A 4,965-nucleotide genomic window follows, 5' to 3' on the forward strand; every position below is an offset into this window, starting at 1 on the left:
TTTATGCTGTTTTTCGCAATTCTAGTATATCAGATGAACGTGTCTTTTGTGTTGCACTTCATTTTACAACAGGGCACTTTTTTCGTAATAAAAACTTAACGATTTTTCTAATTGCTTGCCTACTGAGGAAGAGGAATATTGTGGAATTAAAATAAATTAAGAAAAAGATGGTTCAATTGTATATTTTGTTAGTATATTTCTAGAAATTTATCAGATTATGAGGAAAATTATTAAAACAAGTATAACTGCCCGAACTAGAAAAGAACAAAAGTAACGGATAAAACCTAGCCACAAAAATTTTAATATAAATTCAGTTACACTACGGAATTAGTGTAGATATAAAATTACTATGAATTAGCTGATTTATGGCTAGATACATTTAAATTAACTGTAAATCCATAGACTTTAAAATATAACGAAATTATAATTGCATGACATTTAGTTCTTATTTATGAAAGAACCATGAATGGACTTTGGATCCACAAAACGGTGAATAAATGTATATTTCATATATTTTATATGTCCATAAAGCTTATCATATCAATGTTTAATTATAACAAAGGAGAAAATCATGACATTTGAAGAAATCTTGCCTGGACTAAAGGCAAAAAAGAAATATGTACGTACTGGTTGGGGTGGTGCTGAGAACTATGTCCAACTTTTTGACACCATCGAGCAAAATGGAGTGGCTCTGGAAGTGACGCCTTATTTTCTCATTAACGTCTCTGGTGAAGGGGAAGGGTTCTCTATGTGGAGTCCAACTCCTTGTGACGTCCTAGCGACAGATTGGGTGGAAGTCCATGACTAGACGTGTATTGATCACGGGAGTGAGTTCCGGAATTGGTCTGGCTCAAGCTCGCCTCTTTCTAGAAAAGGGCTACCAGGTTTATGGGGTGGACCGGGGAGCGGATCCCCATTTGTCGGGTGATTTTCACTTCTTGCAACGAGACTTAACTCTTGATTTGACGCCGATTTTTGACTGGTGTCCAGAGGTCGATGTCTTGTGCAATACGGCTGGGGTCTTGGATGACTACAAACCGCTCCTTGAGCAAAGCGCTCAGGAGATTCAGGAGATCTTTGAGATCAACTATGTGACTCCGGTAGAGCTGACACGGTATTATCTGACTAAAATGTTGGAGAAGAAGCAAGGGATTATCATCAATATGTGCTCCATTGCTTCTAGCCTAGCAGGAGGTGGCGGTCACGCTTATACTTCCTCCAAGCATGCTCTAGCAGGTTTTACTAAGCAGTTGGCTCTAGATTATGCAGAAGCTGGTATTCAAGTCTTTGGCATCGCGCCGGGAGCTGTCAAAACAGGTATGACCGCAGCGGACTTTGAACCAGGTGGCTTAGCAGACTGGGTAGCCAGTGAGACGCCCATCAAGCGCTGGATTGAGCCAGAAGAAGTGGCGGAAGTCAGCCTTTTTTTGGCTAACGGGAAGGCGTCTGCCATGCAAGGGCAAATCCTGACCATTGATGGTGGCTGGAGTTTGAAGTAAGGGCTAATAAAGCAAAAAAGATAAGGATGAAATGAGTCTAGTAAAACCGCTAGGCTCATTTTCTATTTTAGCTTTATGGAAAGGGAATCTTATGGTATGATAGCCTAAAAGGGACCTGTAATATGGAGGTCAAACTATGGAAAGAGAGACTCAAAAAGGGGAAGGGATGCTAGTATTAACAGACACAGATCCAGCTATTTCAAGCGAAGATTTTTTACAATTTGAGGAGATTCTTGGGAAGAAATTACCAAAATCTATGATGGATTTTTATCTCAAGTACAACGGTGGCCAGCCCCAAGTAAGGGGTGTCCACGATGACCACCTTCTCTTTCCTTTCAATTCCTTTGATTCACTGGAGGAGATGAGGAAGTCTTTTACCTGGTTTGATGATGAGGCTGTTCCTGAGGGATTTAGGGCTACAGACCTTCTCCATTTTGCCTATGATCCTGGATCGGGTAACTATGCTCTTTCTCTAAGGGCAGAGGATTATGGCAAGGTGTATTTCTATGTTTTAGAAGAAAAAGCAGAGATCTACGGTCAATGGGCTTCTTTTGAGGAATTTTTGAACTCTTTTGTTGAAGAGTGAGATTAAAAAGGAGACGGAATGCGAAAACACCAAGAACTTTCACTAGAGCAGATAATTGAGCAGGTGCGCGTAGATCAATTAGTATCAGATGATTTTTGCCTCTATGGCAAGGAGGATGGAGAACTGGCACTAGATAGCCTCTATTGGGTATCCGATTATCCGGATGTCGTGGAATACCATGATGTCTACCCAGCTGATGTGACGGAGCAAGATCTGCAGCTAGTCTACTATGGAGAGCAGTTGATTGATGTCCTTGCAGTCGCACTTGAGGAAAAGCCAGATGCAAGTCACCAAGACTTGGTCGAGGCTTTGAATTATTATCAGCAGCATGATTGCTTTATGCCTTTTGATGATTAGCTAGGCCGATTAGAGAAATGGTATCCGAAAGGAGGAAAGATAGTGACGAGAGAATATAAATTTGATATCCATAACGAGATGTATGTAGTAATTCCAGAGGAAAAGGAAAAGGTCTGCCTTGTTTTAAGTGATTCTTTAGAGGTTATCAATGAGGAGTTGACTCCGTCTTATAGAGCAAAACTCGATCATCTACTGGAGCAATCATCAGTATGGTATCCTAAAGCTTTGGAAAAAATCCAGGAGGAATTTCCAGGTCTATCACATGCAAGACTCCTTTCCATTTTTATCTTGTCTGAACAAAGTGACGTTGACTTAATTTTCGGCTTGGAATTTGGACTGAGAGAGGATTCGGAGCATGGTAGAGGACTTAAATTCTCCCTCGATAGTTTTGAAATTTTAGAATATGGTTTAGGGGAAGTCGCGTACTACTAGGTGTAGTCGATAACAAAAGAAGCACTAGAAAATGGAGCAGGATATGGTTGAGAAAGATGGGATTATCATAAGGGATGGCCAGATCATCCTAAACAGCAGTGAGAAGCTATCGATTGAAAATCTGAGAGAGGAACCTTTGATGAAAGAAAGAATCAAATTAACTGAAGGAGAGGTTTTCCTATTAACACCTCCTTATCAATCGGATCCATGTTTTGCTTGTCATTTAATCTATTTAAGTTACGAAACTAAAGGATTGTGCGCTTATGTGTTATCAAAGGAAGCAATAAATCTTGAAGATATAGATATAGATAGTATTGAATTTGACACAAAAAAAGCGATTTATTCAAGTACTTATTTTATGAAATGGGGATTATGGAAAAAATTAGGTTATAGGCCTATCCTTGAGGAAGAGGATCAGTTACTACTTCGAAATGTTGGAAACTATAACCTAATGTATCGAGATGAGAATTGCAGACAAATGCCAAGCAAGAAGTTTAAGGAGGAATATCCTTTACAGCCAGTTTATGATTCGCTAGAAGTTTTTGCTCTTATCTATGGAAAAAAATATAGAGAGTCCGATCCTAGAGTATTAGATTGGATGGAGGCAAATGTAAATACACGTTTGGATGATTGATTTCTATTGTAATGATAATCTGATTGTGGAAATCAATTCAATAGAAAAGCAGTATAGAGGTATTAAGATTATTGAGAAGTCTTAGCTGAAATTCAAGGAAAATAAAAATGGCAAAATACGGAATATCCCCTTTTGATAATGATAGTGCAACGTTTGCTCATAATTGTATTTACTCAAGAGCATTGAAAACCATAAGTAAACAAATGGAAGAATTGGCTCTAACAAATCTGCTAGAGGAAGAGATGTTGGGACATATGTTTATTCTGGCTATTGATTTAGCACGTTTCCCCACAGAGCAACATAAATTTACGCAAGAAATGAATGATGAGTGGCAAGAACTATTAAGAAACTATGTTGATGGTCATACTATTCAGTCAGAAACACTTGCAAAAACTTTAGATGTTATTTTGAAGTATTTCTTTTTTAGAAATACTCCGAAGGGTTATGAGATAGGTTTTAAACAGCTAGCTTATTTAGATTTCCCAGAAAGAAAAATCTATATTGCACTAGCAATCGATGTATATTTTGAAGCTTTGCTAGAATACATTGAAATCGCTTTTGAAGATGAGGCAGGATTGAGTGATTGGCAACCAGATAGAATGACAATACCAGCTTATCTTGATCTCTATGTGTCTTGGGCAATGGAAGTGCCAGAAAAGGCTAAAGGCCGTGTTGCAATGGAACAGTTTACTAGATGGAAAAATGCTTATTTTGAATGGTTTGAGACAAACTGTAAAAAAAATCCGAAGAAGTATCAAACAATAGAGAAAATAAATATGCTTGAGTTGTTTGAGGAGTTTGAATATTATGCTACATGAGGAATTCAATAAGAACAGTTTTTTCTATTTTATGATATTCTCGATCATCTACTGGATCAATCATCAGTATGGTATCCCACAGCTTTGGAAAAAATTCAGGAGGAATTTCCAGAACTAGCGCACGCTAGACTCCTATCCATTTTTATTTTGTCTGAACAAAGGGATATAGACCTAATTTTTGGTTTGGAATTTGGACTAAGAGAGGACTCGGAGCATGGTAGAGGACTTAAATTCTCCCTCAATAGTTTTGAAATTTTAGAATATGGTATAGGCGAAGTAGCTTATTACTAGGTGTAGTCGATAACAAGAGAAGCACTAGAAGATGGAGCAGGATATGGTTGAGAAAGAATGGCGTTTTTATTCATCAGAGGATGATAGGGAGTGGGTAATTTTATCAGAACGTGACAGAGCTGAAACAAAAGAGGATATCCACTCTGTTAATCAGAAAGAATCCGTCATGCGAATGTATCGAAGACCGGGGGACTTTATCTCAGTGTCTTTGCTGTCTGCTTCTTATGAGATAGACGATGTAACAGGGAAACTTGGACAAGAGCGCGATTTCTATATGATAAATTGTAAAATATAGTGCAACAAAAAAACTCATAGCGTTTCATTGGGGTAAACTGTAAGTATTCACAC

The 4,965-nt window shown here is 38.2% G+C and carries 8 protein-coding genes; all 8 read left to right on the forward strand.

Annotation, left to right across the window (positions count from 1 at the left end; translation table 11 throughout):
* The first annotated feature begins 571 nt into the window (after window positions 1-571).
* The 8 genes from K1J10_RS09980 (at window position 572) to K1J10_RS10015 (ending at window position 4,912) form a co-directional block, all read left to right on the forward strand.
* Window positions 572-808, forward strand: coding sequence for a DUF2829 domain-containing protein (locus K1J10_RS09980; protein WP_000141913.1), 237 nt, complete (start codon window positions 572-574; stop codon window positions 806-808).
* Entirely contained in the window at window positions 801-1,499 is a 699-nt protein-coding gene (locus tag K1J10_RS09985; RefSeq protein ID WP_061563705.1) for a 3-oxoacyl-ACP reductase, read from the forward strand. Before K1J10_RS09980 ends, K1J10_RS09985 begins: the two co-directional genes overlap by 8 nt.
* A 136-nt stretch (window positions 1,500-1,635) precedes the next feature.
* Complete coding sequence (locus K1J10_RS09990; RefSeq protein WP_061563706.1) at window positions 1,636-2,085, forward strand: SMI1/KNR4 family protein; 450 nt, start codon at window positions 1,636-1,638, stop codon at window positions 2,083-2,085.
* An 18-nt stretch (window positions 2,086-2,103) separates the two neighbouring features.
* Entirely contained in the window at window positions 2,104-2,442 is a 339-nt protein-coding gene (locus K1J10_RS09995; protein WP_061563707.1) for a DUF7716 domain-containing protein, read from the forward strand.
* Window positions 2,443-2,484: 42 nt separating this feature from the next.
* Window positions 2,485-2,874: a hypothetical protein gene (locus K1J10_RS10000; protein WP_223357203.1), complete on the forward strand. Its 390-nt coding sequence runs from the start codon at window positions 2,485-2,487 to the stop codon at window positions 2,872-2,874.
* Window positions 2,875-2,917: 43 nt separating this feature from the next.
* On the forward strand, window positions 2,918-3,508 hold the full coding sequence (locus K1J10_RS10005) for a hypothetical protein (RefSeq protein WP_223357204.1): 591 nt from the start codon (window positions 2,918-2,920) through the stop codon (window positions 3,506-3,508).
* 107 nt (window positions 3,509-3,615) lie between these two features.
* Complete coding sequence (locus K1J10_RS10010) at window positions 3,616-4,326, forward strand: hypothetical protein (protein WP_061563709.1); 711 nt, start codon at window positions 3,616-3,618, stop codon at window positions 4,324-4,326.
* A gap of 334 nt (window positions 4,327-4,660) precedes the next feature.
* On the forward strand, window positions 4,661-4,912 hold the full coding sequence (locus K1J10_RS10015) for a hypothetical protein (protein WP_223357206.1): 252 nt from the start codon (window positions 4,661-4,663) through the stop codon (window positions 4,910-4,912).
* Window positions 4,913-4,965: the final 53 nt, after the last annotated feature.

Origin of the sequence: Streptococcus australis, from assembly GCF_019930045.1 — a bacterium.
GTDB classification, from domain to species: domain Bacteria; phylum Bacillota; class Bacilli; order Lactobacillales; family Streptococcaceae; genus Streptococcus; species Streptococcus australis_D.

Coding starts and splice junctions, on each gene's coding strand:
- K1J10_RS09980 (WP_000141913.1), top strand. CDS start 572: ATGACATTTGAAGAAATCTTGCCTGGACTAAAGGCAAAAAAGAAATAT.
- K1J10_RS09985 (WP_061563705.1), top strand. CDS start 801: ATGACTAGACGTGTATTGATCACGGGAGTGAGTTCCGGAATTGGTCTG.
- K1J10_RS09990 (WP_061563706.1), top strand. CDS start 1,636: ATGGAAAGAGAGACTCAAAAAGGGGAAGGGATGCTAGTATTAACAGAC.
- K1J10_RS09995 (WP_061563707.1), top strand. CDS start 2,104: ATGCGAAAACACCAAGAACTTTCACTAGAGCAGATAATTGAGCAGGTG.
- K1J10_RS10005 (WP_223357204.1), top strand. CDS start 2,918: ATGGTTGAGAAAGATGGGATTATCATAAGGGATGGCCAGATCATCCTA.
- K1J10_RS10010 (WP_061563709.1), top strand. CDS start 3,616: ATGGCAAAATACGGAATATCCCCTTTTGATAATGATAGTGCAACGTTT.
- K1J10_RS10015 (WP_223357206.1), top strand. CDS start 4,661: ATGGTTGAGAAAGAATGGCGTTTTTATTCATCAGAGGATGATAGGGAG.